Below are 479 nucleotides of genomic sequence, written 5' to 3' on the forward strand. Positions count from 1 at the left end.
TCACCAGCCCGGCCGCCTCGAGCGAACGCAGCAGCCGGCTGACGTAGCCGGAATCCAGCCCCAGCCGCTCTCGCAACTGCCGGACGTCCCGCCCGTCCTCGCCGATCTCCCACAGCAAGCGGGCTTCCCCGATCGGCCGGTCCCGCCCGAGGTACCGATCGTGCAGCACCCCCACCCGGGCGGTCACGGTGCGGTTGAAGCGGCGGACGTCGTCGATGTGCGCAGCGTCAGTCATTCTCTGACTTTAGTCAGAGATCTCCCGGTGCGCAGTCCGCGTCCACAAAAACGGCGGGGCCGGTGGTTCCCCACCGACCCCGCCGCCCGCTCCTGCAGCACCGCATCACCGCATCACCGCATCAGCTGCGGAGTTCCTTCGCCGCCTCGGTCAGGTCCTTCGCCGTGTCGATCGCCCGCCAGTAGGCCCCCTGCGGAATCGGGAAGCCGGCGAGACGGTGTTCGCGAGCCAGGCGCGGGAACGT

General features: G+C 69.9%; 1 protein-coding gene. It reads right to left on the reverse strand.

The window, feature by feature from the left end; translation table 11 throughout:
• Positions 1-235: MarR family transcriptional regulator (locus AC1DSF_RS30755; RefSeq protein ID WP_478184097.1), on the reverse strand; the 235-nt coding region annotated here is incomplete at its 3' end.
• Between the last annotated feature and the right edge of the window lie 244 nt (positions 236-479).

This window comes from Variovorax sp. 01N429 (assembly GCF_056399425.1).